This window comes from Nocardia amamiensis (assembly GCF_015477605.1).
In the GTDB taxonomy this organism is placed as follows: domain Bacteria; phylum Actinomycetota; class Actinomycetes; order Mycobacteriales; family Mycobacteriaceae; genus Nocardia; species Nocardia amamiensis_A.
In genome coordinates this window covers 1-25,260 of the sequence record NZ_JADLQX010000051.1, presented here as the reverse complement: position 1 = coordinate 25,260, position 25,260 = coordinate 1, and the positions used below count along the sequence as shown (strand labels likewise).

Genomic DNA, 25,260 nt, shown 5'->3' with positions numbered 1-25,260 from the left:
CGGACTCGAAGTACTCATTCCGCCAAAAAAGCCAAGCACGCAGGACAACCCGCAGAACCACCAGCAAGGTCATTGCATTACACCCCGTAACAGCTCAGTAGGTGTGACAGGTCAAGCAACGGCATTGGCCGGTGATCGCGACGTGCCGCAGGGGAAGATTCAGGTGCACTCGGAAGTCGCGCACCTCGTGCGAATGCCGTTCCAGCACAATGGTGGCGGCCCAGACTGCCAGGTGGAAGCTTTCCTTGACATCAGGTGCGAGGCGACCGGAGCACGTGATCGTCGCGTCACCTCTCGCAGCCACCACCTCGAACGGGATGACCTGCGCGGCCGATGCGTTCACACCGACCAGCCACCCTTGTGCGTAGCGCGCCATGGCGGTCTGTTTCATGGTGGAAGCCGGCCTTCGGGAAGTCAGCAGTCGCCGATCCACGACGGCAGCAACTCGACTATGTCGAAGCCGCGGAAATAGCCCGCGCCCAGCAGTGGGTCCTCGCTGGCGAATCGTTCGGCCTCCTCACGCGTCTCGGCGAGGAGAATCTGGATGCCGTTCTCGCCCGACGCGGTGACCGCGGCGGCTTCGAGGTTTCCGTTGTCGTTCAACCGCCGCAGATGCATGGCGTGGTCCAGGATACGATCCGGTAACGAATCCTCGTCCACCTCACCGCGATCCTGATACGTCACCATGAACGCCCGTTTGCCGCCGTTGGGGTTGCCGCGCGGCGCTCCGACGGGTACGAACTCAAGTGGAGAGCGTTCGATGCCGAGGTACCCCGAGCCCGGTTTGACCCGAACGGTCATCTGACCCATCATCATCTCCCGCACCGCCTGCTGCACCAACGTCCGCAGGTCCGTCACCTTCGACGGCGGCGGTGGCGGCGTCTTGGGAGGCGGGCCTTCACTGCCGTCCTTCGCGCAGCCAGCGAGCGCGTACCGCCCGACAGGCTGTTCGTGAATTAGCTTGTCGAACAAATTTTTCGATGACGCATTCAAGCGGTCGTTGTCCATCGCCGGGCCTTTCTCGCATCGAAGACTTCAGGGGTAGTAAAGATAGGTAGTGAATATAGAGGCAACCTACGCAGCAAAGCCGTCGGACACGCGAGTGGCGCACTACCTGAGTATTCAACACCGCGCGGGATTTCGGTCATTTCCACGCGGTTCCAAAAGTTTCAACTCTCCAGATAACCTGCGGTTCGCTGGCCGGACCTTCAACCCCTCCGCCCGACAACGGCCCCGAGCTGGCCTGCGCTGCCGTGGCCGACTGGCTGGCGAACGCGTCGGGCTAGCGTTCATCCCGCCCGGTCAGCCCTGACGCAAGGGATACATCGAATAGTTCAATGGCCGCCTGCACGATGAATGCCTACCAGAGAAGTGGTCAGCGCCATCATGCCCTCCCTCGATGCTGCGAAGTCCCAACTTCTAGCGGGGTACGCTACCTATTTCCGGTAGCTTGGCCGATCTGATCGGCGGGAGACTGCGAATTCATTGAGACACGCATGCTGCCCGAACGACTCGTAACCTGCCAACACTGCCACTCAACCCAACGCGTAAAGTCAACCGCCAGGCGCGCCACACCCTCGCCGTCGACGCGGCAGCGTCCTAGCCAGCCGCGCCAACAGTCGCGGACCGGCGAAAGAAGGCTCGGGGCCGACAGCACGGCGCTGTTGCTGCGCTGGATCTTCGACCCCGACAGCCGGGACTTCGACCTGGCGGAGCTGGCCGTCGCCACCGCCATGGTGGGCGATGAGTGGGAGGACACCGCGCGGGACGTGACCGAGGTCGTGCTCCCGCTGCTGGCCCGGCATCGGATTCGGTTCATCCAGATCGGGCGGGCCGACCGCCGGGTGCGCGCCAACGGCACCGGCGTCGTCGTGTTCGACGATTCCCGTTCGCCCCAGCGCCTCTACATCGAGAACGCCTACACCCTCGGCACCGAGATGCTCACGGCCGGCACTCAGCCGCAGGTCGATGGCAGTCGCCGGTGCAGCATGTCGGCCAAGGGCGAAGCGCTCGACCCGGTGATCGCCGCGATCACGCACGGACGGCCCTACCGCCACGTCGTGGGGTTCGAGGCCGGTGAGTTGTCGCGGGCCCGCCGCGACGCCGGGTACGACACCGCGCTGCGGCGCGGTGAGTATCCGCTGATCTCGTGGGGCTGGGATCGGGAACGGGTGCTCGCCTACATCGGCGAGAGGACGGGGCGGGCGTGGCAGAAGTCGGCGTGCGTGTTTTGTCTTCTCTCCGCTTTGATGTCGTGTCTCGATAGGGAGCCGGACGGTAGGCGACCAGCGATAACTGTGTTGCACTCCAGCTCGTCTCGAATGTATGTACGAGACATGGAGTTGATCTTCTTTTCGTCCGTGGGGTGGGAGTCCTGGGATGTCCAGCGGCGGCCGGTCATCCCGAACGGTATGCCCGTCCTCGTCGATGACGACTTGGTGTTCGAGGACGGGGCCGGTGCGCGGCCGTCGACGGTGGTGAACCGGTGGCTGCGTGAGCTGCCGTCGAGTGGTTGCCCGGCGCCGTCGTCGTGGGAGTCGTATGCCCGGGTGTTGCGGTCGTGGATGGAGTTCTTGGGCCAGTTCGGCGTGGACCTATTCGATGAGCGGCGTCCGCTCAAGGACGCGTTGAGTGCGTATGCGGTGCACCGAGCGTGCGGCCCGATTGACGCTCGCTTCGAGGTAACGACCTGGGATCGGCATGTCAGCGTTCTGGCCGCCTTCTACCGGTGGGCGGTCGCCGAGGGACACGCTCAGGCCGAACCGTTCACCTACACGCAAGCCAAAACCATTTACGGAGAACAGGTCCGGGAGGTCCGCAAGAATCTGGCCGTGCGTCGCCGCCCGAAGGCGCATGTGACGATCAAGTATCTGGAACGCGATTTCGAGGCGTTGTTCCTCAAAGCCTTGGCGGGTTTGACGCCCGACGGGGCGGAAGACACCGGCTACCGCGGTCGCGAACTCGCCCGCAACGCCGCGATCGGTGGCCTGGGTCTGGCGACGGGGTTGCGTCGCCAGGAGTTCACCTACCTACTGGTGCCGGAAATCCCCGCACTGCCGTCGAATCCGTCGGCGTTGCCGATCCCGTTCCGGGTGCCTGCGGGGGTGACGAAGGGCCGCAAGTTCCGCACGACCTGGATCACCTATCAGGCGCTGGCCGAGGTACACCGCTATCTCGACCTGGCTCGCCCGCTCGCGATCGAGGGTTCGACCTGGCGGCCTCCGACACGCTCGGGTGATCCGCTGCTGGTCACCGAGATCGGCCCGATAGGTGGCCGGGTGAATGGCAAGCGGGTGCGGTGGGCGGCGCTTCGCCCGGCCGAGCGGTTGCGTCTGGTCGCGCCGGAGGGCGGGTCGATGCTGGTCGCGGTGCGTGGTGATGGTGGCCCGTTCACGGCGTGGGCAACGGTTTTCGAGCGTGCCTCCGATCGCATTCGCGCTCGGTTCGAGCCTCGGTTTCCCACAGTCAACCCGCACCGGCTGCGTCATTCGTTCGCGATTCGGACACTGGAGATGCTGGTCGAGGGCTACTACACCCAGGCGGCGAAGCTGGTGCGCGACACCGATGCCGATGCGGCGTTGGCGTTGTATCTGTCCAAGTCCGATCCGTTGATGGTGTTGCGGGATCTGCTCGGACACTCCTCGGTGTTGACCACGGAGATGTATCTGCGTCGGTTGGACATGACCCGGATCTACCGCGAAGCCTACGAACGAGCAAGCCACGAGTACGGGCTCGCCGAGATCGCGGATGCCGAACGCGAAGCCGACGACGAATTCAGTGACGAGTTCGAGGACGCCGTCTGATGCCGGCGGAACTGATCGATGACCCGTTGGGTATCGAGTTCGTGTCCACCGCGCGGCGCTCAGCGGCGACCGTCTACATCGGGGAGACCCGCAATCCGCGGTTGGCCCGCGAGATGCTGATCGGGCTGTGCAACGTTGTTCATCCGCACGGACCGGTCGATGAGCTGAAGACCTTCCAGCAGTACGTCACCGCGATCCGCCGGTCCGTGGCCGAGCTGGCCGAACACGGTCACGTCGGTGGCGCCGCGGACCTGACCCGGGCGAGGCTGGCGCAGTATTGGATGGGCGCCGGGTATGCCCGCGAGTACAAGACCCGACGGATGCTGGCCGCGTTGGACCAGCAGACCTCTGTGCTCGCCCCGGATGTGCGGGCGCTGGTCGACGGCCGCCACTACAACGCGACACGTCGCCGCGACAAACGGCCTTCCGTTCCCTACAGCGACAGCGAGTGGCAGCAGATCCGGCGAGTGAGCCGAACGATCATCCGCGCCGCGTTCGCCGACCACCGCACGGCGCGGGCCGCGGTGGAGCGTGGCCGCGACCCGCGTGAATTCGGGTGGTCGTTCGACAACCTGTGCTGGTTGATCGATCGAGAAGGCCCGATGACATGGGCCACGCTCGTCCAGCGGCACGGGTACAGCGCGGGCAAGCGATGTGTCACGTTGTTGCCCAAAGTGATTGCGGCATTGTTCGTCGACAGCGATGTCGCGTTGTCGTATCGCCTGCTGTTGGGCACCTACATCGGGATCGTCCCGGACAGCATCGAGGCGCTCGGCGTGCAGGATCTGGACTGGGCCGGTGATTCCACCATCCTGCTCGGCTATCTCAAGGGCCGCACCACCACCGAGAGCGTGACCCTCAACCGACGGTCCGTGCGCCTGCTCGAACAGTGGCTCGAGCACTCGACGCTCACCCGCGACCTGGCCCCGCCGGCCACACGCGCGAAGCTGTGGACCCGCTACTCGCCCCGCTACAACCGAGTCACCGCCGAGGGGTTCACCTTCAATCAGCTCTCCCGGTGGGTGCAATGCCGTCACCCGGCCGCACACGAGGCCGGTCTGTCGTTGCTGGCCGATGACGGCACGCCGCTGCGGATCGACCGGCGCCGTATCCGCACCACATTTCTGTCGCTGCGGGACCGCAAGTCCTGGTTCGGCAGCCCCCGCTCGGCGGTTGACCCCAACCACACACCCAGAGTCGAGGGCGACAACTACCTCACCGCCACCACCCCCGCGCAGCGCGACGCGGTCGAGACGATCATCGAGAACAGCCAAGCGGACCTGCTACGTAAGGCCGCGCCGCCGATCGTGCTGAGCACCGAGTCGACCGCAGAATTCGCCGACCAGTTCCCCGACGTGATCCGGGCGGCGGGCCTGACCGCTGCAACGATCGACGAGTTGGTCGATACCGCGAACCGGGACGTGTTCGTCGCGGCGTGCGCGGATCCGTTGTCCGGCCTGCACGGGCCGGTCGGGAAACCGTGCCCGGCACGGCCGTGGGTGTGTCTGCTGTGCCCGCTGGCGGTCTTCACCCCACGCCACGCGGTGAACCTGTTGCGTATGCAGGCATTCTTCGCCCGCCAATGGCAGCAGATGCCCTCCGCCCAGTTCATGGCGATCTTCGGCCCCTACGCACAACGCATCGACACCATCCTGATTGCTTTCCGCGACCGCGATCCCGCACTGCTCGTCAAGGCGGCCCGCGAGGTCGCCGACACCGACACCGAACTGCCCCTGCTCCCAGAGGAACACACCACCTCATGACCGCACCCGTCACCACCACCGAACACACCCGGGGCAGGTCTCCGTTCGCGGGCCTGGACTTATGCCGCACGATCGGCATCGCCGTTGCTCCCGGCGCGGTGGGGCCCAATTTCGACCAGGACGTCTGGGACTTCAACACCGCCACCGACCTCGCCGCTTACCTGGCCTCTTCGCACAAACGATGGAATCTGGCCGCGATCCGAAATCCGCGGTGGCGCGTTGTCGCCAAGGAGTATCTGGTGGCGTTGATGGTGCCCACCCACGAAGCCGTGCGGGAGCTACCAGGTGCTTTCCGGGTCGCCCGCACGGTCTCGGCGTGCATCGGCAGGCATTACGAGCTGATCCGTTGGTTGAACTGGTTGACCGACAACGGCATCACCGAACTCGGACAGGTCGATGATCACCTGTGCGACTCCTACATCGCCGAACGCCGCGTTGGCCGCGACAAGAGCGGCGAGATCGTCAATCAACGCGGCGCGGTCAACAAGGCGGCCCAAATCGTGTCTGGCCTGGCCCAATATCACGATCTGTTCACCACCGACCGCTACCTGCCCGGTTTCCGGCCCTTCGGGGGCAGGGCAGCGGTAGCGGTCGCCGGGCTGAGCACCCCGGCCGAGAACAGCACACCCCCGGTGCCGATCGAGATCCTGCAACCGATGCTGGCCGCGGCGCTCTACCTCATCGACACACTCGGCCCCCACATCGTGCCGCTGATACGCGAGGTCGAGGCCGACCGCGAACGGGTCAACCAGCTACCCCACCTCCGCAGTCCGGGCCGGGATGTCCTGCTGGACTCCATCGAGAAGCGGGTGAGCGAAAGCAGGCCGTTCAACCGGGTGCCCTCGCGCGTCGAGACGATCAAGAAATACGTCGTCGACGAGTCCGACCCGCTCTGGGGGATCTCACTGCGTGACGTCGCGGCCGAAGCCGGATGCGGTCACTTCCGCAACGAATGGCTTCCGATCCTGCGCCCCGCCCTGGAACAGGCCGTCGCCCAAGTCGGCATCGAGGAACCAATCCGCCGCGACGCTGCACTGGTCACCCGCGCCGACGGACAAGGACAGGTGCCGTGGACCCGGCCGTTGTCCGAACGCCACGCTCGCGTCCTGCCCGATATCCTGCGCACCGCCTGCCTTCTGGTCATCGCCGCGACGACAGGCATGCGCGCGAGCGAACTGTCCGAACTGGTCAAAGGCTGCCGCCTTCCACCCGAACACACAGCACCCGGCCTCACCCGCTACCGGGTGGCCGGGACAATCGTCAAGAACCGGGGCCACGGCGGCGAACCCGACGAATGGGTGGTCCTGGCCGAGGTCCACCGCGCCATCGCGCTCGCCGAACAACTCCTAGACGTCGATGCCGAACCCGGCACGTTGCTGTTCGGCCGCATATCCTTCAAGAACATCTACGGGACCTTCCGTACCTGGGTCAACTCCCCGGCGGGCGAACGCCTCGGACTCGCGCCGATCCCGGACATCCACATCGATTTGCGGATGCTGCGCCGCACGCTCGCGATCGAGCTGGCCTACCGGCCAGGCGGCCTCCTGGCAGCCAAACTCGCGCTCAAACACATCAGCGTGGTCACCACCGAGGGCTACGCCGGCCGCCCCGGCGGCGCCCAAGCGAAGTTCCTCGCCGAGGTCGGCGCCGAAGAACAGAAACGCAACCTCGGACTCCTCCTCGACGAAATCGACAACTACCAGAACGGCATCCGGCCCTCCGGCCCGCACGCCCGCCAGCTGATCGAATTCTTCGACACCGTCGACGGCAACCTCACAGACGAACAACGCGCCGCCCCGAAAATCATCCTCAACGACCAGGAACTACGTCGAATGCTCGCCAAACGCGCCAACACCCTGCACCTGGGCACAGCGAACTACTGCTGGTTCACCGACCCCGCCAAAGCCCTGTGCCTACGCCTGGCCGGCACACCCACCGCCGACCGGCCACTGATCGGCATGTGCGACTCAGCCCGCTGCCCACAAGCCACCCACCACCCCCGTCACCGACCGATATGGCAACAGACAGTGCAGAACACGACAGTCTTCCTCGGCAACCTGGGCCGCGCTCAGAAGACCGAACGGACTCGGTTGGAAGCTCAGCGCGCCCGCGCGCTTCGGGTTCTGGCCGACATCGACGCTGCTGACGCACCAACTCCAGCAGCTATCGCCGCGGAAGAGCGCTGAGGTGGGACGGCTCACCGACGAGACCCGTACACAGAATGAAGCCGCCATCCGGGCTGCGATGGACCGTCTGCTGCGCGGAGAGATCCCGCTCGGCGGGAAGTGCGATGTCCAAACTCTCGCTGCCTCCAGCGGTATAACTCGCGCCGCGCTCTACAGCACCTACCTGCATCTCAAGGAGGAGTTCGAACAACGCAGGGACCACCTGCGCATTGCCGGGGTGATCTGTGATCCGCGTGACGCGCAGATCGAACGGTTGAAACAGCAGGTCGTGCACCTCAAGGACCGGGTCGCCGTCGAGGAGCGGCGCAACGCCGAACTGACAGCATTCCGGGTTCAGGCTGTGTCGCAGCTGGCGGCTCAGTACGACGAGATCACCCGGCTTCGCGGCGCTATAGTCTCCGGCGGGGTCGTTCGCGGCTTCAACTCAAGACACTGCGGGTAGTTGCTGGGGCTCATTGGCGTTACGCCCCTTGGTAGCCCGCCTCGCTGGCCTTGCGCCACCACTTCTCGGCTTCGGCTACGTCGCCACGCTCATCGAATAGCTCACCAAGGTTGTGCATGGCTTCAGCATGGCCGATTTCAGCAGCCATACCGAACCACATTTCGGCCCCGTCCAGATCGCCACGCTCGGCGAGAAGCGCACCGAGACCGCACATCGCCTGCGGATGGCCGGTTTCAGCGGCCATCCGGAACCAAGCCTCAGCACCAGCCAGGTCATCACGCTCGGCGAGCATGGAACCGAGGTTCAGCATCGCCTGCACATGGCCGATTTCAGCCGCCTTGCGCCACCATTGCTCGGCCTTTTCCAGATCACCACGCTGATACGAAATTACTCCGACATTGAACATCGGATCGGGGTGGCCGGCTTCAGTCGCTTTGCGGAACCAAACTTCGGCCCCCGCGGCATCACCGCGCTGAAAGTGCAGAGCGCCAACGGTGTTCATCGCGTCAGTATGGCCAGTCGCGGCAGCTTTCCTGTACCAGGTCTCGGCAGCGCCATGGTCACCGCGTTTCCAGAGCAGGTTCGCCAGCTCGTAGACAAGGTCGGAGCCGCCGGCCTCGGCTGCTTTGTGCCACCAAGTTTCGGCACCGGCGAGGTCACCGCGGCTATAGACAACATGTCCCAAGTTGACCATAGCCGCAACGTGGCCAGCCGCGGCGGCCTTCGAATACCAGTTCTCGGCTTTCGGGAGTTCACCGCGACGCTCCAGTAGGAGCCCGAGGTTGCGCATAGCGTCGATGTCTCCTGCGTCGGCGGCTTGGCTGTACCAGGTTTCGGCTTCGGCGGTATCACCGCGCTTTTGGAGCAGAAGCCCGAGACTGAACAGAGCTTTGACGCTACCGGCATCGATAGCTTTGCGGTACCAATCTTCTGCCTCGACCAGATCTCCACGCTCCATACACTCGAACCCGAAGACGTGCATGGAGTCGGCGTGGCCCGCCTCGGCGGCGGCCCGCATCCATGCTTCGGTACCAGCCGAATCGCCACGCTTGTGGAGCAAGCGCCAGAGATTGTCCATCGCTTCGGCGTCATCACCGACGTCGATAGCCTTGCGCCACCAACTCTCTGCCTCGCCCAGGTCACCACGCTGGCGGAGCAATTGCCCGAGATTGTTCATGGCGGTGATGTCGCCGGCTTCGGCGGACCGGCGCAGCAAGGGCTCGGCACTGGACAGATCGTTACGGCGCGCGAACAGGATACCGAGATTGCGCATCGCCTCGATGTCACCCCCATCGACAGCCTTCCGCCACCATCTCTCCGCCTCGCCCAGGTCACCACGCTGCCGGAGCAATTGGCCGAGATTGTTCATGGCGGAGATGGATCCGGAGTCGGCGAGTTGCTTCCACAGGTCGTACGCGATCTGGTGTTTGTCTCGGAGCGCGGCGCTATAGGCGACAGCGAACCGGATCGCGGGCGGCGCATTCTGGATGGCTTCGCGCCAGAAGAAGTCGGGGATCGGGCGAGGAGGGCGCTGTTGCCGGTCGTCGTCGGCGGCGAGGAGGTAGTCGAAGGGACGGTAGCCGCGTGTTCGGGAGCCGGTGAGCCACGTCGAGTCGATCGCGCTAGTGGCCCCGGCCCCTGTGATCGGTAGGCGGGCTTGAGCGATGGCTTCGGTCAGGTCGCGGTCGCTGATGTCATAGCCGCTGTGTCGAGTGTCGATCACCTTGCGAGCCAGATCGAGGACTCGGCTTTCGGGGATCCGGTCCGGGCGTCCTACTCGCACCCAGTCGATCACGACTTCGACCACTGTCGTGAACGCTACGACTTGCGGAGCGACTCTCGCGGCGGTGTAACCGCGGCGATAGTACGCCAGCAACGCTGGAGCACCCACCAGCATCTCCGCCACGCCATGGCGGCTCAGATCGAGACCTGGATAGAGCTGGCCCGCGGTAGCCTGCTCGACCGGGCTGGCGCTGGTCGGTTCAAGTTCGATGCGGCTCGACTGTTCGAGTACCGCACGGATATCGCGAGCGAGTTCACCCTCGATGTTCAACTCGTGGTACCGCTCGCTGCGCAGCGTCCCCACCACGACCGTGCGGGCCCGCCGCGCAGTGAGCATCGCCAGCATTCGTGGAGTCAAGGCGCGTTCCGCAGTGAGAAATTCATCGACGTTCTCGAGCCATACCACGATCATCTCGGCCGCGTCCTGATACTCCCGGCAGCCAGCGACATCTGCCAGGGTCGAGCGGTCGGGTACCACGACCAGGGCGTGGGGCAGTTCGCAACGCAATGCTTCGAACAGGGTACGGGTCTTACCTGCTTTGGACGGACCGATCAGTAGCACCAACCGTGCACCGGCTAGCGCTGCGCGCACCCGCTGGTCGACCATTGCGTGGGTGCGAGGCACGTAGGGGTCACGCATGCCGTAAGTGCTGCTGTCACCGAACTCTGAGGGTGTGGCTTTCAGCTGATAGGGGTCGAGCTCTCCTACGGTCGGCAGCCCGCCCCCAGCTCCACGCACTTCGACCAGATCGACCAATGCCTCCACAGATTGTGGAACGACACCGACATACTGATCTCCGACCACGGTGGTGTGAATGAGATCTCGCCCGACCTCGACGTCGCTATAGCTGGTGGGCGCGGATACCTCTGGCCCGGCGTATCGCCGCCACGTACGGTCCGCGCCTACCGAGGGTCGGGCGCGTGTCCCTCCCTTTCCACCTCGATGTCGCGGATAACTACTCTGCCTTCGACATCGAGATCGCGGGCGTCAACTGCCGTAGCGCCCCTGCTCTTGACCCTGCTGACCTCCAGCCCACCAGCCGAGATCCTAACCAACCTGACCCCCACCAACTCTGGCGCTCGAGGAGCATGCTCGTGAACGACGCGTAGCAGATGCTCAGCCGCCCGCTGCAACTCATCATCTTCGCCAGTACTTGCCTCGACAAGTTCGGCCTCGAGCACATTTTGTCGCATCACGGAGTCGGGCCTCGACTCCACTACCGAGACATCCACTCCGGCGTATTTTCGGGCAATCACAGCCTTGAGCTGGGCGTAGGCGTCCGCGATGGCTAGCTTGGCCCCCTCGGTCAGCCCCGTCAATGCACCCGTAGACACCGCTGCCGCCACCGCCGCAACAACAACACTGGGATCCACGCTCCGACCTCCCATTCGCCCCCAGTCCCGCCATACGCAAGACCAGCATGCACCCGGAGTGCCGACGATACACGTTCAATCAATCGCTACTCCAGAGATTCCCAGGCCATCACTGCCACATCCGATGAGGCAGTGGCACCACCCAGAAACGCTCGACGACAACAGATCGACGACACACGACCGCACCAATGCCACGATCACCGCTGCTATGACTTAGCACACACAGGTGCGACAGGAATCCAGACACATGACCATTCGGATTCGACACAGCCTCCGCAGTACGGCAACACACTCTATCTGGACAGATGCTCATGCAGACACGCCAACTGCGGCCAGAAAATGCTCTTTCGCGCTGGTCACCGCCGTCAATCGCGCTGCCACACTGGCGCGCTACGCGGCGTTCCCGGACGCCGGGGCGCGGATGCTGTTGATGGAGCACACCGCGCTCGCGCTCAACGCCAAACAGGGCCTCGTTGGTGGCAAGCGCGCCGTCGACTTCGTGCGCGCGGCCGGACTCACCGGCGTCCTGGCCGCCTTCGAGAGCGCACTCGCCGAGCAACCGCACGTCCTCTACGAGGTCCGCCGCCTCGCCCGGCGCACTCAGACCGGCGGCACCAAGATGGTCGCGCGGTCGGTGCGGTCGGTGCGGTCGGTCGACGTCGGCTCGCGCGAGAAGATGGCCGCCTGGCTCGACGGCGCTCCGCTGCGGGTCGATATCGGCGGGCCCGACGGCTCGCCGGTGCTCGTCGACACCCGCCGCGAGCTCGGTGCCGACGGTATCGCCCGCGCGGTCGTCCCCGGCCGGGACGGCACCGGCCCGCACGAGCTGGAGCACTTCTTCGTCGTCGCCCCCGCCGTCGTCGCCGACAAGGAGCGGCCTGGATTCGCCGATTGGTGGGCGCAGGCCACCGGCACCGACCTGGCGCTGTTCCCGATATCGGCCTGAGCGAGACATGCCGGGGAAGACTTGACTCATTCCAGAAAACGGGTAATATATGACACAGAAGGAAGCGGGACCGGACACCCCGCCTTCTTCACCCACTCGCACATTCCCGAAGGGACTCCCGATCATGCAGATCATCAGCAACCCGTTCCCGCTGCGCCCCACCGCGGCCGACGCCCGGCCCGCGACCGAACCCAGCAAGGTGGTGCAGTTCCTGACCGAGGCCGCCCAGGAACTGGCCGTTCAAGATGCCGACGGGTTCGTCGACTGCGCCGCCGACCTGACCATCCGCGCGCTCGCGGCGGCGGCCGCCGTCGGCCGCTTCCACGGCGACACCGTCAACACCTACACCGATACCGCCCGCGCGTACCTGGACCCCCTGTTCACCCCCAGCCGCCCGGATCTGCACGAGCGCGCGACCGCCCTGTACACGGCGGTCGATCAGCTGACCGAAATCGTCAGGGCCATGGAGGCCGAATTCCGGGGCGTGATCACGGTGCGCGCCACCTTGTCTCCGGGCAGTGCGGTCGAGGTCTTCGACTACGAGGACCACCCGATGGGGACCTACGTCCCGCTCGATCCGCCCGCCACGCCGGTCGACACGACCGAGGAGGCCACGCGCCAGCTGGCCGAGCGGCGCTTCGTCGTGGTCGGCGACTGGGAGAAGTCCACCGGCAAGATCTTCGACGTCGAGTTCGAGGAGTACCACGCCGCGTTGCGCTTCACCCTCACCTTCTAGCCCTCCCATCGGGAGCGGGGCGGCAGACCGGAATCCCGCGTCTGCCGCCTCTTCTCTCCCGTCTCCGAACGCACCCCATCGCAGCCGGAAGGGAAGGCACCCATGCCTGCGGCAATCCAAAACGAACGTTTTGATGAGAGTTGGGCGGTCGAGCGCTGGCACGATCACGCTCCCCGCGCTCCGCTCTACCTCACCCCGCCCAGCACGCCCGCGATCCGCGACCGGATCCGCGCCGCAGAGTTGGGTGCGATCATGACTCCCGCCCAGGGCAACCGCCTCGCCGAGGACTACCCGCTGTGGTGCGCCGACAACGGCGTCTTCGGCGGGTCCTACCCCGGCGACGACGCCTACCTGAACTGGCTCGGCCGGCTGCGCCCGCACGCCGACCGCTGCTTGTTCGTGGTCGCCCCCGATGTCGTCGGCAACCACTTCGCCACGCTCGCCCGCTCCCGGCCGATGCTGCGGCGCATCCGCGATCTCGGGTTTCCCGTCGCCTTCGCGGCCCAGAACTTCATGGAGTACGACACCTGGGATCCGTGGGACGAGATCGACGCCCTATTCCTGGCCGGGGACACCGCCTGGAAGCTCGGCCCGGAAGCGGCCAACCTTGCCGCGGTCGCCTCCAGCGTCGGCAAGCACGTCCACATGGGCCGGGTGAACTCGCGCCGCCGCTACGACTACGCGACCGCGATCGGCTGCGACAGCGTGGACGGGACCTACCTGACCTTCGCCCCGGACGCGAACCTGCCCAACGTCCTGTCCTGGACCGGCGCCGCCGCCGACCAGCCGTCACTGTTCCCGCTATGAGGACGGGCCGGGCGCGTGTACCGGCCCGTCGCCCGTGCTCCGGTCAGGCGGAGTGCGGCAGGTTCCGCAACGCCTGGATCGCCTCGTCGACGGTGATCAGCTGCCGCTCCGGGTGTTCGGTCACCTCGAGCTGGTGATCGACCCACTCCCGCAGCAGGCTGGACACGTCGGTGCCGCGCGCCTTCGCCAGCGCGATGAGCCTGTCCCGCTGGGCCTGCGAGAACCGGACCGTCGTCGGAATCAGCCCCGCCGACTCCACCTCGACGGCATCCGGCACGGGCAACTCGGACACCTCGGCCGGTTCGCTGCTGCGAACCAGCCGACCGGCCAGAAAGTCGCCCATCAGGCCAGCGTCGTCGGCCTGCGTGGTCAGTTCCTCGATTCGGCGTTCGATGCTCATTGCTGTGCCTCCCAAACGGTGTATTCGGCGTTCTCGTCCACCTCGAGGGGCCGAGCTGCGTAGATCAGCCAATCCCACCGATCTACCTGGATCACCACCACCGCGACGGCGCGGGCCTCGGTCGTGCGGCTGAAGATCTGGAGCACCCGGGCGTCGACCTTCGACTCGATCCGCTGCGGCCATCGCCTCGGATACGCCAGGGCCTGCATGACCTCGGCTTTCGTGACGTCGTGAAGGTACACGGACTCGGCAACGTCGTCGCGAAAGTGATAACCCACCCCTAGAGCATACAAGCGAATACGCCGGGCCGGGAGAGTCGCCACCTCGGCCGGAACAGGCCCGCGCCCCGGCGGCCCGCTACCCGAAGGCCCCTGGTCACCGGACGGAAAACCCCTTCCCCGGCACCAGCGCGCGGAGCAGAATCACCGTCCGTGGCCTATATCAGTCCGTTCGGCGACCCTGCGGTCGACCACGACAGCCGAGACGACGTTCTCTGTATTTCCCGCGAGCATCCAATGAACTCGCCCTCGATGACGCTGTTCGACTTCGCCTCGGCCGCGCAGGCCGCCATCGACGCCGGGGCCGCGCAGCCGGCGTTCTTCCTGTCGCGTCAGCTCGCCGAGTTGTCGCTCAAGGCGCTGTACCCGGCCTACGCCACCACGCCCGGCCTGAAGTCGAGCCATATCCTCACCGACTTTCTCGACACCCTCGCCGCAGCGGGTGACCCGCTGCTCGGCGACGGCGAGACCGAGCACGCCATCGTCGCCTTCGTCCGCGACCCCCAGCACCACGACCGCAACGGCGACCAGGGCCGCTATCACACCACCAAGGATGGACGCCCGTCCCTGGCGACGGTGTGCTGCGCTGATCGGGAGCTGCTCTCCGAATCGGTCTGGCGGCTTTACCACTACGTCGCGGACCGGCTCGAGCCCGCGCCGGTCTAGACCTTCGGCGCAGACGGATCCGGACGCCACGCGCCTACGGGGACGGGCGTCCGGACCGTCGCGGTTCCGAACAGGCGCGGCGGTCGGCGCGACCCGGGTGCCGGGGCAGGATGCGGGGGGAGGGTGACGGAGTCTGGTTCGCGCCACGCAGGGTTCGGACGACCGATGCCGACGCACCGGTCGTCCGAGTTTGACCCGCCGACGCCGCCGGAGCAAATCGGGCAAGCCCGAAGGCCGCCAGAGGTCGGTCCGGCGGCACAATCGGTCATTCGACAGGAACAGCCGGAGTGCCGAGGCGGCACCGATCGGCACTCCGGCACGCGGCGACGAAGAACCACCAGTCCCTCGCGGCCGGCGACGCATACTGAAACGACCCGCACTCTCCCGACACCCCCGATCGGAGCGTTGCCCGTGTTCACCGCCAGCCTTCCGGCGCGCGTCGCCGAAATCGCCGAGCTCGCCCTCGAACTCGCCGACCGTGACGAGCAGCTGCGCCGCCGCCGCAGCGATCTCGACCGCCGATACGGGGAACTCAAGCGGGCCGATGAACCGATTCCCCGCGCGCTGGTCGACGACCAGCGCGCGGTGCGCGACCAACTCACCGAGCTGGCCGCCCAGCGCCGCGAACTGCTGGACGAACTCGCCGAACTGCGCCGCACGGCGCTGGCACCCAGGCTGTCCCAGCTGCGAAGCCGCTCCGCCGCCCGCAAGCACGGCCTGCTGCTCACCCGCGAGGAATACGACGCGGCGCTGGCCGAGGTGCGCTGTGACCAAGCCACTTTCGACCGCACCCGAGACTGGCTCAACGGCACCATCCCGCGAGCACGCGAGGAAGGCAAGGTACTGGCCGCCATCATCGCCAGCTGCCACGATCCGCTGTCCTTCGACTCGAACGACTGGTAAAGCCAACTGGGCTCCCGCACCAAGGAGTCCTACCCCTGCCACCAGTCAAGTGTCTTCCCTTCGCCAGTCATGCGCCCGATGAGCGCCGCGGTGGATTCCACCTGCGCGCCGGACTGCTCGCAGAATGTCCAAAGCCGCTGTGCAGCACGGTGATACCGGTGAATCACCGCATCGACCTCGAACGCATCCAACTCCCCCGCCCGGAACCCACCCAGAGCCTGTTCGACGTGCCCGATCAGCTCCACCAACCGCGCTTCGTGGTAGGCCGCGACCACCTCACGAGCGGCCCGCCGCCGCGCCTTCGGTGTCCCCTCCCCGGAATTGGTCACCACCTCGGCTCGTCGGGCTCCACGCCCAGGTAATAACACCACACCTCACCGGGAGTCATCTCCCGACCGAGATGGCGTTCGCGTTCCCGGAAGGCTCGCTCGTCGGATCGGTGCAGCGCAATCATGCCACTGGCGAACAGGGCACACACGATCACCGCGAACAGGGCGCTGACATAGGTCATTTCAGCAAGCTACGCCTCCACACCGACACCGCACATCCTCTTCGACCTCACCGCGGGCCGCGGGGATTCGGGTGGGTTCCGATCGGACGCAAGGTGTCGGTCGCTTGTGCCGCTCTGGAGACAGAGGCAAACCCTGGCCGGAGGAAGAGATCGAATATGGCCGAGACCGACACCCGATGAACAGCCCACCGTGCGCCGTGCACTTGTCGCCAGCTGCCATGGCTGGCTGCTGTCGGCGGCCTCGGTGAGTGCGGGCATCAGCCCGACCTGTGCTGTCAAGGAACGCGCCGAGCAGCACGCGGCCGCCGCGCAACCGCTGACGCTGTTCGCCATCGCAGCCTGACCCATCCCCCGGTTTCGAGCGAAAGAGTCAGCTCCGCATGGCATTCCGCTCGTACCGCAGGAACCGGACGAACTCGCGCACCTTCGCCACCTCGTCGGGCCGCAGGCCGGTGACGTCCACCGCCTCGGCGGCCGAATCGGGCGCGAACCCCGCCGCCCGCAGCAGATCTCCGGCCGGAAGCGACACGGCCTCCGCCATCCGCACCAGCGTCGCGCGGGTCGCGTTGGCGTGGGTCCGGTGACCGCGCGCCTCCTCGTAGCCGTTCTCCAGCTGCCGCCACCGGCCTTCGCTGATGCGGGCGCGTCGCGCCGCCGCCCGCTTGGACAGCCCGGCACGCTCGCGGGCGGTGCGGATAAGGTCGCCCAGCCGCTGCCGATCGGTGGGCGCTCCCGCGCCCGGATCGTCGGCGGCCGCTGTCGGCGTCGTGATGGCGGACTCCTCCGCCGCAGGTCCGATGCGCATGAGCTCGGCGTTTCCCTTCTTCGTGGCGTCGCGGACTCCTGCGCCTCGCCATTGAAATGTCAGTAGCTTTTTGCCACGAAAATTGTCAGTGAACTCCCGTGTGTCGGTGCGGGGTTCGTGATCGAATTCCATCCGATGAGGTCAGCGGGTTCGCAGCGGGTTGCGGTGCGAGCCAACGGGTTCGGAAGGCCGTGGTTGTGGTCGAGGCAAGTGTGCGGGCTTTGCGCCGCTCAGCTGCGGAACGGCTTGCCGTCCTGGACCGTGCTGGGGATCTGACCAGCGAACATGTCAGGCTCGCCGCGGCGGCGGTGGAGGTGTCCGAGCGGACAATGTGGCGGTGGGTGCGAGCGCGCAGAACCCCGCCGCCTCCGCGAAAGCAGAAGCCCCGCTTGCACATCGACGCGAATCTCCGTGTGCGCCTCGCCTATTGGCGTGGGAACGCTTCCGCGCTCCACAGGGAATTGGTCGAGCAGGAGCGAGAGGGCGGCCCGCCGGCGCCGAGTCTGAGGACGTTGCTTCGAGCGGTGCAGCAGGACATTTCGCCCGGTGATCGGGCAGGCTTGCGCGCGGGGGAGCGGGCCCGCCGCAAGTTCGATGTGTTCCTGCAGCGCCCGGCCACCCACCGCAACCATGCCTGGGAAGGCGACCACGTCGAGGCGCCGGTGCGCGTGGATGTGGACGGCATCCTGGTGAAACCCTGGGTGACCTGGTTTGTCGACGCCACCCACGACATGATCTTGGGCTGCGGTGACACCACGGGCCCCGTCGCGGGAAAGCATCCTGGTCGCGTTGCGCGCGGCGATCCTGCGCGATGAGCCGTTCGGCCCGGCTGGCGGGATCCCGACGCTGGTCCGTGTCGACCAGGGCAAGGACTTCCTGGCCCGCACGGTCGAGGAGGCGTTGAAGGCCTTCGCGGTACGGGTGGTGGACCTGCCCGGCTACACGCCCTACCTGAAAGGCACGGTCGAGGCGATCAACGGCGCCGCTGAAAATCTGCTGTTCGCGAAACTCCCGGCGTACACCCATCGGCAGACCCAGATCAGCGGGACGCCAGTCGATCCCAATCAGCCCGCGCTGACGTTCGAGGCGTTCGTGGGCGAGGTGCAGAACTGGATCCGGTGGTGGAATGAGATCCACACGATCGAGGCCCTGGGCGGGTTGACCCCGCTGCAGTCCTGGCAGGAGGATCCGACACCGATCCACGACGCTGACGCCTCCCGGTTGTGGATGTTCACCCTCGAAGACAGCCGCCGCGAACGCAAGATCACCACCAAGGGCGTGGGATTCGGGCGCGGCCGCCACTACGTCGCCGACTGGATGGTCGGGCAGGTCGGCACCGCGGTGCGCGTGCGGTACATGCCGCATCACACCCAGCAGATCGAGGTGTTCGACGCGAAAACCGGTGCGCACCTGGGCACCGAGGTCCTCGCGGACCAGGCCAGCGCGGAAACCCGCAAGCAGGTTCGCCGCGCCCGCGACGGCAAGGCTCGCCGACTGCGCGCGGACCTGGTGGCCGCGGAGGCTACCCGGCGGATCCGTTGCGCCGCGGCGACGGTGCCCGAACCCGCGAAGAGACTGGACACGCTCACCAACGCCGAAGCCCGCCGGGAGCTGTTCGAGGAGCAGGCCGCGGACATGGCGCGCTGGGCCCGCCCGGACTTGATCAAACCCGCGCCGCCACCCGCGAACTGGGTGTTGCCGGTCGATCTGGACGAAGTGCTGCGCACGAAAGAGAACGAGGACACTGAGTGAGCCAAGCGCCCCGTAACCCTGGCGTGGACGTCGATGACGCCCTGGCCGACCATTTCCTCGGGCTCCCTGGTGCGCACACGGTGGCCACCGAGGCGCTGCTGTTGACCCGCGACAACCTCACCGACGTCATCGATGCCAAGGCCATGATGTGTGTGCACGGTGATGCCGGGTTGGGAAAGACCTTGTCGGTCAAAGCTTCTCTGCGGGAGTTGCTCACGCCGGAGATGACGTGCCGGGTGCAGTTCCGGGCCCGGCCGACCCCGCGCGATATCCGCTACACGCTGTTCGATGCACTCGGGATCGGCGGCACGCCGCCACGCAAGCCGATCGAGTTCGTGAGGGGCCCGGCGTTTTCCGGACAGCATCCTGAAGGGTCATTTCATGCTGCTGCCTGCCGGTTCAGGTAATCGGCGTGGACCTGGAGTGGCGCCTTGTAGCCGAGTCCCGAGTGAAGACGTTTCCGATTGTAGAATGTCTCGATGTATTCCACAACCGCACGCCGCGCCTGGTCGCGGGTGGTGAATTCCACCCGGTGCAGCCATTCGTTCTTCAGGGTGCTGAAGAATGATTCCGCCATACAGTTGTCCCAGCATACCCCGGTGCGGCCGACGGACTGAAGCATGTTCATCTTCTTCAGTCTCTTCCCTAAATCAAAGCTGGTGTAGTTCGAGCCGCGGTCGCTGTGGAATATCGCTCCTGGGCGAATATCGACACGGGTCGCCGCCATGTCGCGAGCAGCCTCGATCAACGGCGTTCGGTAATGGTCGGCCATCGACCATCCCGCTACCATTTTCGTGTAACAGTCGATCACGGTAGCCAAATACAGCCACCCCTCAGCCGTCCGGATATACGTGATATCGGAGACGAATTTCTCACCTGGCGCGGCGGCGGTGAAGTCGCGCTGCACGAGGTCGGGGATCCGGTGGCCGATGTCGGCTTCGGTGGTGGCCGGCCGCCACGGTTTCGGCTGGCAGGGCACCAGATCCAGCTCCCGCATGAGCTCGGATTGTGATGCGCGTTCGCCCGCCTCGAGCCGGTAGCGGCCAACCCGCTCCTTAGACCAGCAGATGAGTGAACTCCTGCAGCCGCAGCCCGGTCGCCAGCGCCAGTTCCCCGATCGCGCCGTTGCGTGCCAACTCCCGCCCCCGATAGCCGGTGTCGAGAACACCGTCCGGCGCCAGCCCGCGCAGCCCATTGAGAAACAATCCCGCGAAATCCGGTTCCAGATACTTGATCGTCACATGCGGTTTCGGTGTCCGACGCACCGCCAGGTTCACCCGCACCTCACGGCCGGTGCCGTGAAACAACGCTCGCGCGATGCGGTAGGTGAACGGCTCGGCGGGTGCGAGCCCTTCCTCGATCGCCCACCGGTAGAACAGCGACAAAATGCTCATGTGCTGGCCCCACGTGCTCGCCGCCAGCCGCCGGGCAAGCGGGCCAGTCGCCCGATACTCGGCGTAGCGGCTCAACACCAACTTCAACCGCTCCCGCGAATCGAACAGGTCCACACCATGTTCGGCGAGGAACTCCATCCAGTCCTTGACCGCCCGCGCGTACGCCTCCCACGAGTTCGGCGACGGCGCTCCACTGGCCGGTAGCATCCGCAGCCACCGGTTGACCGCCACTGTCGGCCGCGCAGCACCCGGCCCGTCCTCGAACAACAGATCGTCATCGACCAGCACCGGCATCTGCTCCGGAATCAACGGCCGCGAGCCCAGGTCCCAGGACTCCCAGCCCTGCGATGAGAAGAAAGTCAGAATCACGAGCGGTCACGGTAGAAACACCACACGCTCCAGCGCAACGCCCAAACCCGCAGGGCAACAACCAGATCGACGCCAATCGCGGCACGACAACTAAGCAGAGACAATTCTGCGCAGGTCGTGGGGTTGGAAATAGAGTGGCTCTCCCTCCGTGTCCTTCAGATCAGTGGCCTCGAAGATTTCCTTGATGCCTTTGCGAATCGTGGAGCTGGCGATGACCTTCTTGTTGCCGGCGGAGTCCCACTGGAACAGCAATGGTGCCGGTGCTGCCCAGACTCGCTCGGCGGTGTCGTAGAAGGGGACTGATGGAATCGTCCCGTCCTTCTGCCGGACCCGGGCGATGATCGTCGACAGAACGTCGGCCAGTTCGGGACTGATGACCAGTAGGCGCTCCTCGTCGGTTTTCGATGGTGCGATGTGCAGCAGGGGAATGATTTCGCCGGTCGTGGGAAGCCGGTATTGGGTGATGCTGTGGTGGCTGGTTTCGAGCATTTCCTCGATCCGGGCGCCGGTGTGGCGGAGAAGCTCCACCGCAGCCCAAGCCCAGAAGGCTCGGTTCTCCTCTGCACGGAGGTTGCGGCGGCGGCCGGAGGGGTCGATGACGCCCATGACCTGCCGGACGGCTTTATGCCGCTGGAGTCGGCCGGGCACGGAGGTCTTGGTGAAAGTCTCGCCCAGGACGGTGAATGTCTGGTGCGGCGCGGTGGCCAACGCTGCGTCGAGCCGGATGCGGGCCTCTTCGGCGCGGCGTTCGGCGGTCTGGACGAGGGCGGGCAGCAAGGGCAGCCGGTCGCGGGTGCGCTGGTCCATCCGCGCTTTGCGCCGGGAAAGGATCTTCCTGTAACTGACCTCGGCCCCGCTGATCGGGCTCGGGACCGCCCATCGCCCCCATCGGACAGGATCCTCCATGGCCCACTGCGCGATATCCAGATAGAACGCCCGGATCACCGTCGCGAGTTGGAAATAGCTGACGCGAGGGACGACGGCCTCGATCACTGTGCCGTCGGCACGACGTTTGCGCTGAACCCTGGTGCGCAGCCGTTCTTTCCAGGCGCGGGCGACCTCGGGCGCCAGGTGCAGCGAATCGATGCCTGGATGATGGGTCTCCAGATTCTTCCAGAAGTGCAAGCCGAGCGTGCGTGCGAGGTCTTCCAGTGAGCCGTAGTCCAGAGCGGCCTGGCGTTCGGCAAGATAGCTGACCAGCAGATCGCGGATCTCTCGATTGGCCAGTTGATAGCGGTCGATCAACCTTTCGATGCTGTATTGACCACCGAAGGTGGTGATTCCGCGCAGGGTCGCCGGCGCCCCAGGCGGGAAGATGCCCGCGGAATGCAGCAGGGCATAGAACAGGTAGCGGGGTTGGCCGCGTAGTCCCATGGTGATGTCGAGTTGACGCAGCTCGAGGCAGTCGCCGACGGTGATGTCGCGGACCCCGCCGCCTTTGGCGAGGATGAGGATCGCGATCTGCCACCGAGCCAGGAACCCGTTCCCGGATTCCCAGATTCCGGCATCGGCTTCCGCGCGCAGATGGGCAAACCCCGCCGGATCGCGATATTCACCGACTGCCGCAACCCAGTGTCTGGTTCGCGTCATCGTCAGCAGGAATGCCGGGCTCAGGTGGATGACTCGGGTGATGGCCAACATGATCAGTCCGGAGCACAGTTCGTCTTTGCGGACCTTGCTGTCCTGCGCGGCAAGCGATTCCAGCGGTGCGGCCGTCCAGTTCTTCTGCTCGGCTTCGGCACCGCTGGCCTGCCACCGCTGCTGCCAGGTATCGCCGGGATAATTTGCCAGCCAGCGCAACAACGCCCTGGTGCCGCGCCGACGGCGGAATCTCGTGCTTTCGCAGGGCGATCGGAACTGCGGTTCATCGGCTCGATCGACGGCTTCGTCGACCGTCAACTCCTCATCCAATGCCGCCGCCGACGGCCGGGTGGGGAACTGGGCCATCACCGTCTCGGCGAGCAGCCCGCGGGTCGACCTCGTCCGCTCGGCCTTGTCGCTGGTCCAATCGGTGTGCGGTGACGCCGCAATCGTCGTAATGGTCATTCCGGCCTGCCGAACAACATGTCGAGGGAGCGGGGGTTGTATCCCTGCGCTGGGCGCCGCGCGGCAGCCCCGGTCCGGCGAGACTGCCGGTCGTGGTGCGCGAGCACGCTGGCGATCACCTCGTCCTGGCTGGGACAGGTGTAGAGCTGTGTCGTGGTCAGGTAGGCGTGCCCGAGGATCCACTGGACATCGGTAATGTCCATCTCCGGATCGCTGGCCATGCGATAAGCAGCGGTGTGCCGCAGGGCGTGGATCGGCCAGTTCGAGCCGAGCACCTGCTGCGCCCGGCTGAACATCGCCCGCGCCGCCGGATACGACAACTGCCGCCACGGACGACGCAGAGTGAACCACAACGGATACCGACGACCGCGGGGAGCGCCCCGCCGCCAGATCTCCTCCTGATAGAGCCGCAACCACACGAACGCATCCGGAGACACCGGAAGCTGCTGGACCTCACGAGAACCCTTGCGGGTCACCGCAATCAACTGCTGTCCTAGGTCTTCATCGCCCTGATGCGCGGACAACAGTTCCTCGGCGCGGGCGCCGGTGGACACCCAGAACGCCAGCAAAGCGCGATCCCGATTCGACTTCAGCCCGGCGAATACCGCGTTGAACTGCTCGTCAGGGATCTTTTTCGGAATCCGTTTGGGAACCTTTGGCCGGTAGCGGCCAACCCGCTCCTTCCGATACGGGTCCATCGGATTGTGATGCGCGTTCGCCCGCCTCGAACGGCGACCACGATCCAGCGGAAAGGGGTTGATCAACGGTCCCGCGCCTCGCTCCAACTGGAAGTCGTAGAACGCCCGCAACACCGTCTCCGCGTGTGCCCGCGACGCCGCCGAATACTTCATACCTGGACTCGGCCTGCCCGTAATGGCATTCACGGTCGGATTCGTGCGTCGACGCCGACCGACAGACCTGCCGCCAGGTCCGCTGCGCCAATGGGCGCGAACTGGCTTGTCCGCCAACAACATCCATCTCGCGAAATCACGCCCCTCCACCGGGGTCACTTTGTCCCACACGACACCGATCGCTGCGAGGAAACGCCACCACCGCAGCAAGTCGTGACCATAGGACCGGATCGTGGACGGTCGCTTGTCGGCCGCCTGCAGCTCGACGAAAAACGCCGCGACCGGCTGGATCGCCACCCCGTCCGCATCGAGAAGCCGGTACGGCACCCACATATCACCGGTCTCCTCCAGCCGGCCGACATCCGGCACCACCAGAGCCGACAAATCCCGCTCAGCGCCCTCATCACGCATGGCGCGGAAAGCTAGCAGAAATCTACCCTGACCTGCAACAACTACGAAGTTAGTTCAGTTAATACGCCGCGCACGTGACTTCGAAAATCGACAGGAACACCACAGCGAGACCATTCCTTCCATGGTCGCGGGTGTTCCGTAGAGGTGTTCCACGAGCCGTTCCGGTGAACCCCCGTCATATGGAACGATCGCACGGTGATCGAGCCCTTCCGCGTCGGATACGTGCGCTGCTCCACCGACGAACAAGACGTCGAGATCCAAACCGACCAGCTGATCGCCCTCGCAGTACCACGCGAGCGGATCTTCATCGACAAGGGATTCTCCGGCACCACACGCCGCAACCGCACCGGCCTCGACGACGCGCTCACCGCGGTCACCTCCGCCGCCGCAGCCGTCACCGGGCGGCAGGTGGTGCTGACCACCACGAAGTTCGACCGGTTCGCCCGCAACATGGCCGAGGCCGGCGAGATCCTCACCAGCCTGCGCGAACGCGACGTGTTGTTCGGGCTCGGTAGCCAGATCTACGACTGGGCCGATCCGTTCGGCAAGCTGTTCCTGCAAACCCTCGCCATGGTCGCCGAATTCGAGGCCAACCTCAACCACCTACGCACCCGCGAGGGCATGGCCAAGGCCCGCGCAAAAGGCCGCCTCAAGGGCAAACAGCCGAAACTACCTTTGGCAGCACGGAAAACGATCCACCGCCGCTACCACGACCCCGACGACAACGCGAGCCTGGCCGACCTCGCCCAGGAATACAGCGTCGGCCGCTCCACCATCCACCGCATCATCAGCGGCACCGCGCCACGGGCATAGCAGTCACGACACCCACCGACCCGGCACCCCGAACCCTGCCATCACCGCTGGTCAAGACAACTTCGTTGTTTTTCGCGCGGAGTCAACCGACTTAGTGCTGCGTTCCTCAAAGATCATGTATCTTGTTGCTGGTCTTGGTGCTTCGGGTGTGGTTGAGGTGGATTTGCCGAAAGTGCTGGTTGCGCGTCCTGCACGAGATGCTCTGGAGGAGCGCAAGATTCG

The 25,260-nt window shown here is 65.7% G+C and carries 25 protein-coding genes and 1 pseudogene; 13 read left to right on the top strand and 13 right to left on the bottom strand.

The genetic code is table 11. The features are described from left to right. Window positions 1-94 precede the first annotated feature (94 nt). Both IU459_RS34910 and IU459_RS34905 read right to left on the bottom strand, forming a co-directional pair. Window positions 95-391 (bottom strand): hypothetical protein, encoded by a 297-nt coding sequence (locus tag IU459_RS34910; protein WP_195133868.1) that lies wholly within the window; start codon window positions 389-391, stop codon window positions 95-97. 23 nt (window positions 392-414) lie between these two features. Next, a complete protein-coding gene (locus IU459_RS34905) occupies window positions 415-1,008 on the bottom strand; it encodes a YciI family protein (RefSeq protein ID WP_195133867.1) in 594 nt (197 codons plus the stop codon). Window positions 1,009-1,664: 656 nt separating this feature from the next. Here IU459_RS34905 and IU459_RS34900 point away from each other — a divergent pair. The 4 genes from IU459_RS34900 to IU459_RS34885 are packed head-to-tail and all read left to right on the top strand — an operon-like array spanning window position 1,665 to window position 8,194. Beyond that, window positions 1,665-3,803: a tyrosine-type recombinase/integrase gene (locus tag IU459_RS34900; protein ID WP_228838942.1), complete on the top strand. Its 2,139-nt coding sequence runs from the start codon at window positions 1,665-1,667 to the stop codon at window positions 3,801-3,803. After that, a complete protein-coding gene (locus tag IU459_RS34895) occupies window positions 3,803-5,566 on the top strand; it encodes a hypothetical protein (protein WP_195133866.1) in 1,764 nt (587 codons plus the stop codon). Before IU459_RS34900 ends, IU459_RS34895 begins: the two co-directional genes overlap by 1 nt. Continuing rightward, window positions 5,563-7,752, top strand: coding sequence for a site-specific integrase (locus tag IU459_RS34890; protein WP_195133865.1), 2,190 nt, complete (start codon window positions 5,563-5,565; stop codon window positions 7,750-7,752). The genes IU459_RS34895 and IU459_RS34890 overlap by 4 nt, the downstream gene beginning before the upstream one ends. A 1-nt stretch (window position 7,753) precedes the next feature. After that, entirely contained in the window at window positions 7,754-8,194 is a 441-nt protein-coding gene (locus IU459_RS34885) for a hypothetical protein (RefSeq protein ID WP_195133864.1), read from the top strand. Window positions 8,195-8,213: 19 nt separating this feature from the next. Here the strand turns inward: IU459_RS34885 and IU459_RS34880 are convergent, their stop codons facing one another. Both IU459_RS34880 and IU459_RS34875 read right to left on the bottom strand, forming a co-directional pair. After that, complete coding sequence (locus IU459_RS34880; RefSeq protein WP_195133863.1) at window positions 8,214-10,733, bottom strand: SEL1-like repeat protein; 2,520 nt, start codon at window positions 10,731-10,733, stop codon at window positions 8,214-8,216. 146 nt (window positions 10,734-10,879) lie between these two features. Continuing rightward, window positions 10,880-11,350, bottom strand: coding sequence for a hypothetical protein (locus IU459_RS34875; protein WP_195133862.1), 471 nt, complete (start codon window positions 11,348-11,350; stop codon window positions 10,880-10,882). A gap of 430 nt (window positions 11,351-11,780) precedes the next feature. Between IU459_RS34875 and IU459_RS34870 the strand changes: the two genes are divergently transcribed. From IU459_RS34870 to IU459_RS34860, 3 genes are all read left to right on the top strand, one after another. Further along, the gene (locus IU459_RS34870) at window positions 11,781-12,296 is read left to right on the top strand and encodes a hypothetical protein (protein ID WP_195133861.1); all 516 of its coding nucleotides are present in this window, start codon (window positions 11,781-11,783) and stop codon (window positions 12,294-12,296) included. Window positions 12,297-12,420: 124 nt separating this feature from the next. Next, window positions 12,421-13,032: a hypothetical protein gene (locus IU459_RS34865; RefSeq protein WP_195133860.1), complete on the top strand. Its 612-nt coding sequence runs from the start codon at window positions 12,421-12,423 to the stop codon at window positions 13,030-13,032. 102 nt (window positions 13,033-13,134) lie between these two features. Beyond that, window positions 13,135-13,839 (top strand): hypothetical protein, encoded by a 705-nt coding sequence (locus IU459_RS34860; RefSeq protein ID WP_228838941.1) that lies wholly within the window; start codon window positions 13,135-13,137, stop codon window positions 13,837-13,839. Between the two features lie 43 nt (window positions 13,840-13,882). Here the strand turns inward: IU459_RS34860 and IU459_RS34855 are convergent, their stop codons facing one another. Both IU459_RS34855 and IU459_RS34850 read right to left on the bottom strand, forming a co-directional pair. Continuing rightward, window positions 13,883-14,239 carry a regulator gene (locus tag IU459_RS34855; RefSeq protein ID WP_195133859.1) on the bottom strand — a complete coding sequence of 119 codons (357 nt, stop codon included), beginning with the start codon at window positions 14,237-14,239 and terminating at the stop codon, window positions 13,883-13,885. After that, window positions 14,236-14,517, bottom strand: a complete 282-nt coding sequence (locus IU459_RS34850) for a hypothetical protein (protein WP_324199146.1) — start codon at window positions 14,515-14,517, stop codon at window positions 14,236-14,238. The genes IU459_RS34855 and IU459_RS34850 overlap by 4 nt, the downstream gene beginning before the upstream one ends. 153 nt (window positions 14,518-14,670) lie before the next feature. Here IU459_RS34850 and IU459_RS34845 point away from each other — a divergent pair, with 153 nt between their 5' ends. Further along, a complete protein-coding gene (locus tag IU459_RS34845; protein ID WP_195133857.1) occupies window positions 14,671-15,183 on the top strand; it encodes a hypothetical protein in 513 nt (170 codons plus the stop codon). Window positions 15,184-15,594: 411 nt separating this feature from the next. Continuing rightward, complete coding sequence (locus IU459_RS34840; protein ID WP_195133856.1) at window positions 15,595-16,086, top strand: hypothetical protein; 492 nt, start codon at window positions 15,595-15,597, stop codon at window positions 16,084-16,086. A 29-nt stretch (window positions 16,087-16,115) separates the two neighbouring features. Here IU459_RS34840 and IU459_RS34835 read toward each other — a convergent pair whose 3' ends face one another. Both IU459_RS34835 and IU459_RS34830 read right to left on the bottom strand, forming a co-directional pair. Beyond that, window positions 16,116-16,415, bottom strand: coding sequence for a hypothetical protein (locus IU459_RS34835; RefSeq protein WP_195133855.1), 300 nt, complete (start codon window positions 16,413-16,415; stop codon window positions 16,116-16,118). After that, entirely contained in the window at window positions 16,412-16,597 is a 186-nt protein-coding gene (locus IU459_RS34830) for a hypothetical protein (RefSeq protein ID WP_195133854.1), read from the bottom strand. Before IU459_RS34830 ends, IU459_RS34835 begins: the two co-directional genes overlap by 4 nt. 190 nt (window positions 16,598-16,787) lie before the next feature. On the opposite strand from IU459_RS34830, the gene IU459_RS34825 reads away from it, so the two are divergent. Next, window positions 16,788-16,940: a hypothetical protein gene (locus IU459_RS34825; protein ID WP_195133853.1), complete on the top strand. Its 153-nt coding sequence runs from the start codon at window positions 16,788-16,790 to the stop codon at window positions 16,938-16,940. Window positions 16,941-16,967: 27 nt separating this feature from the next. Here the strand turns inward: IU459_RS34825 and IU459_RS34820 are convergent, their stop codons facing one another. Continuing rightward, on the bottom strand, window positions 16,968-17,402 hold the full coding sequence (locus IU459_RS34820) for a helix-turn-helix domain-containing protein (RefSeq protein WP_195133852.1): 435 nt from the start codon (window positions 17,400-17,402) through the stop codon (window positions 16,968-16,970). A gap of 221 nt (window positions 17,403-17,623) precedes the next feature. Between IU459_RS34820 and IU459_RS34815 the strand changes: the two are divergent. Both IU459_RS34815 and IU459_RS34810 read left to right on the top strand, forming a co-directional pair. Further along, window positions 17,624-19,154 (top strand): annotated as a pseudogene (locus tag IU459_RS34815) (Mu transposase C-terminal domain-containing protein). 23 nt (window positions 19,155-19,177) lie between these two features. After that, window positions 19,178-19,561: an ATP-binding protein gene (locus IU459_RS34810; RefSeq protein WP_228838940.1), complete on the top strand. Its 384-nt coding sequence runs from the start codon at window positions 19,178-19,180 to the stop codon at window positions 19,559-19,561. Here IU459_RS34810 and IU459_RS34805 read toward each other — a convergent pair. The 4 genes from IU459_RS34805 to IU459_RS34790 form a co-directional block, all read right to left on the bottom strand. Beyond that, on the bottom strand, window positions 19,534-20,151 hold the full coding sequence (locus IU459_RS34805) for an IS3 family transposase (protein ID WP_195133851.1): 618 nt from the start codon (window positions 20,149-20,151) through the stop codon (window positions 19,534-19,536). The two genes, IU459_RS34810 and IU459_RS34805, sit on opposite strands and share 28 nt — an antisense overlap. 58 nt (window positions 20,152-20,209) lie before the next feature. After that, the gene (locus tag IU459_RS34800; RefSeq protein WP_324199145.1) at window positions 20,210-20,917 is read right to left on the bottom strand and encodes a site-specific integrase; all 708 of its coding nucleotides are present in this window, start codon (window positions 20,915-20,917) and stop codon (window positions 20,210-20,212) included. A gap of 90 nt (window positions 20,918-21,007) precedes the next feature. Next, window positions 21,008-22,963: a site-specific integrase gene (locus IU459_RS34795; RefSeq protein WP_195133850.1), complete on the bottom strand. Its 1,956-nt coding sequence runs from the start codon at window positions 22,961-22,963 to the stop codon at window positions 21,008-21,010. Continuing rightward, window positions 22,960-24,225: a tyrosine-type recombinase/integrase gene (locus IU459_RS34790; RefSeq protein WP_195133849.1), complete on the bottom strand. Its 1,266-nt coding sequence runs from the start codon at window positions 24,223-24,225 to the stop codon at window positions 22,960-22,962. Before IU459_RS34790 ends, IU459_RS34795 begins: the two co-directional genes overlap by 4 nt. A gap of 195 nt (window positions 24,226-24,420) precedes the next feature. On the opposite strand from IU459_RS34790, the gene IU459_RS34785 reads away from it, so the two are divergent. Continuing rightward, window positions 24,421-25,038, top strand: coding sequence for a recombinase family protein (locus IU459_RS34785; RefSeq protein ID WP_195133848.1), 618 nt, complete (start codon window positions 24,421-24,423; stop codon window positions 25,036-25,038). The last annotated feature ends 222 nt before the right edge of the window (window positions 25,039-25,260 follow it).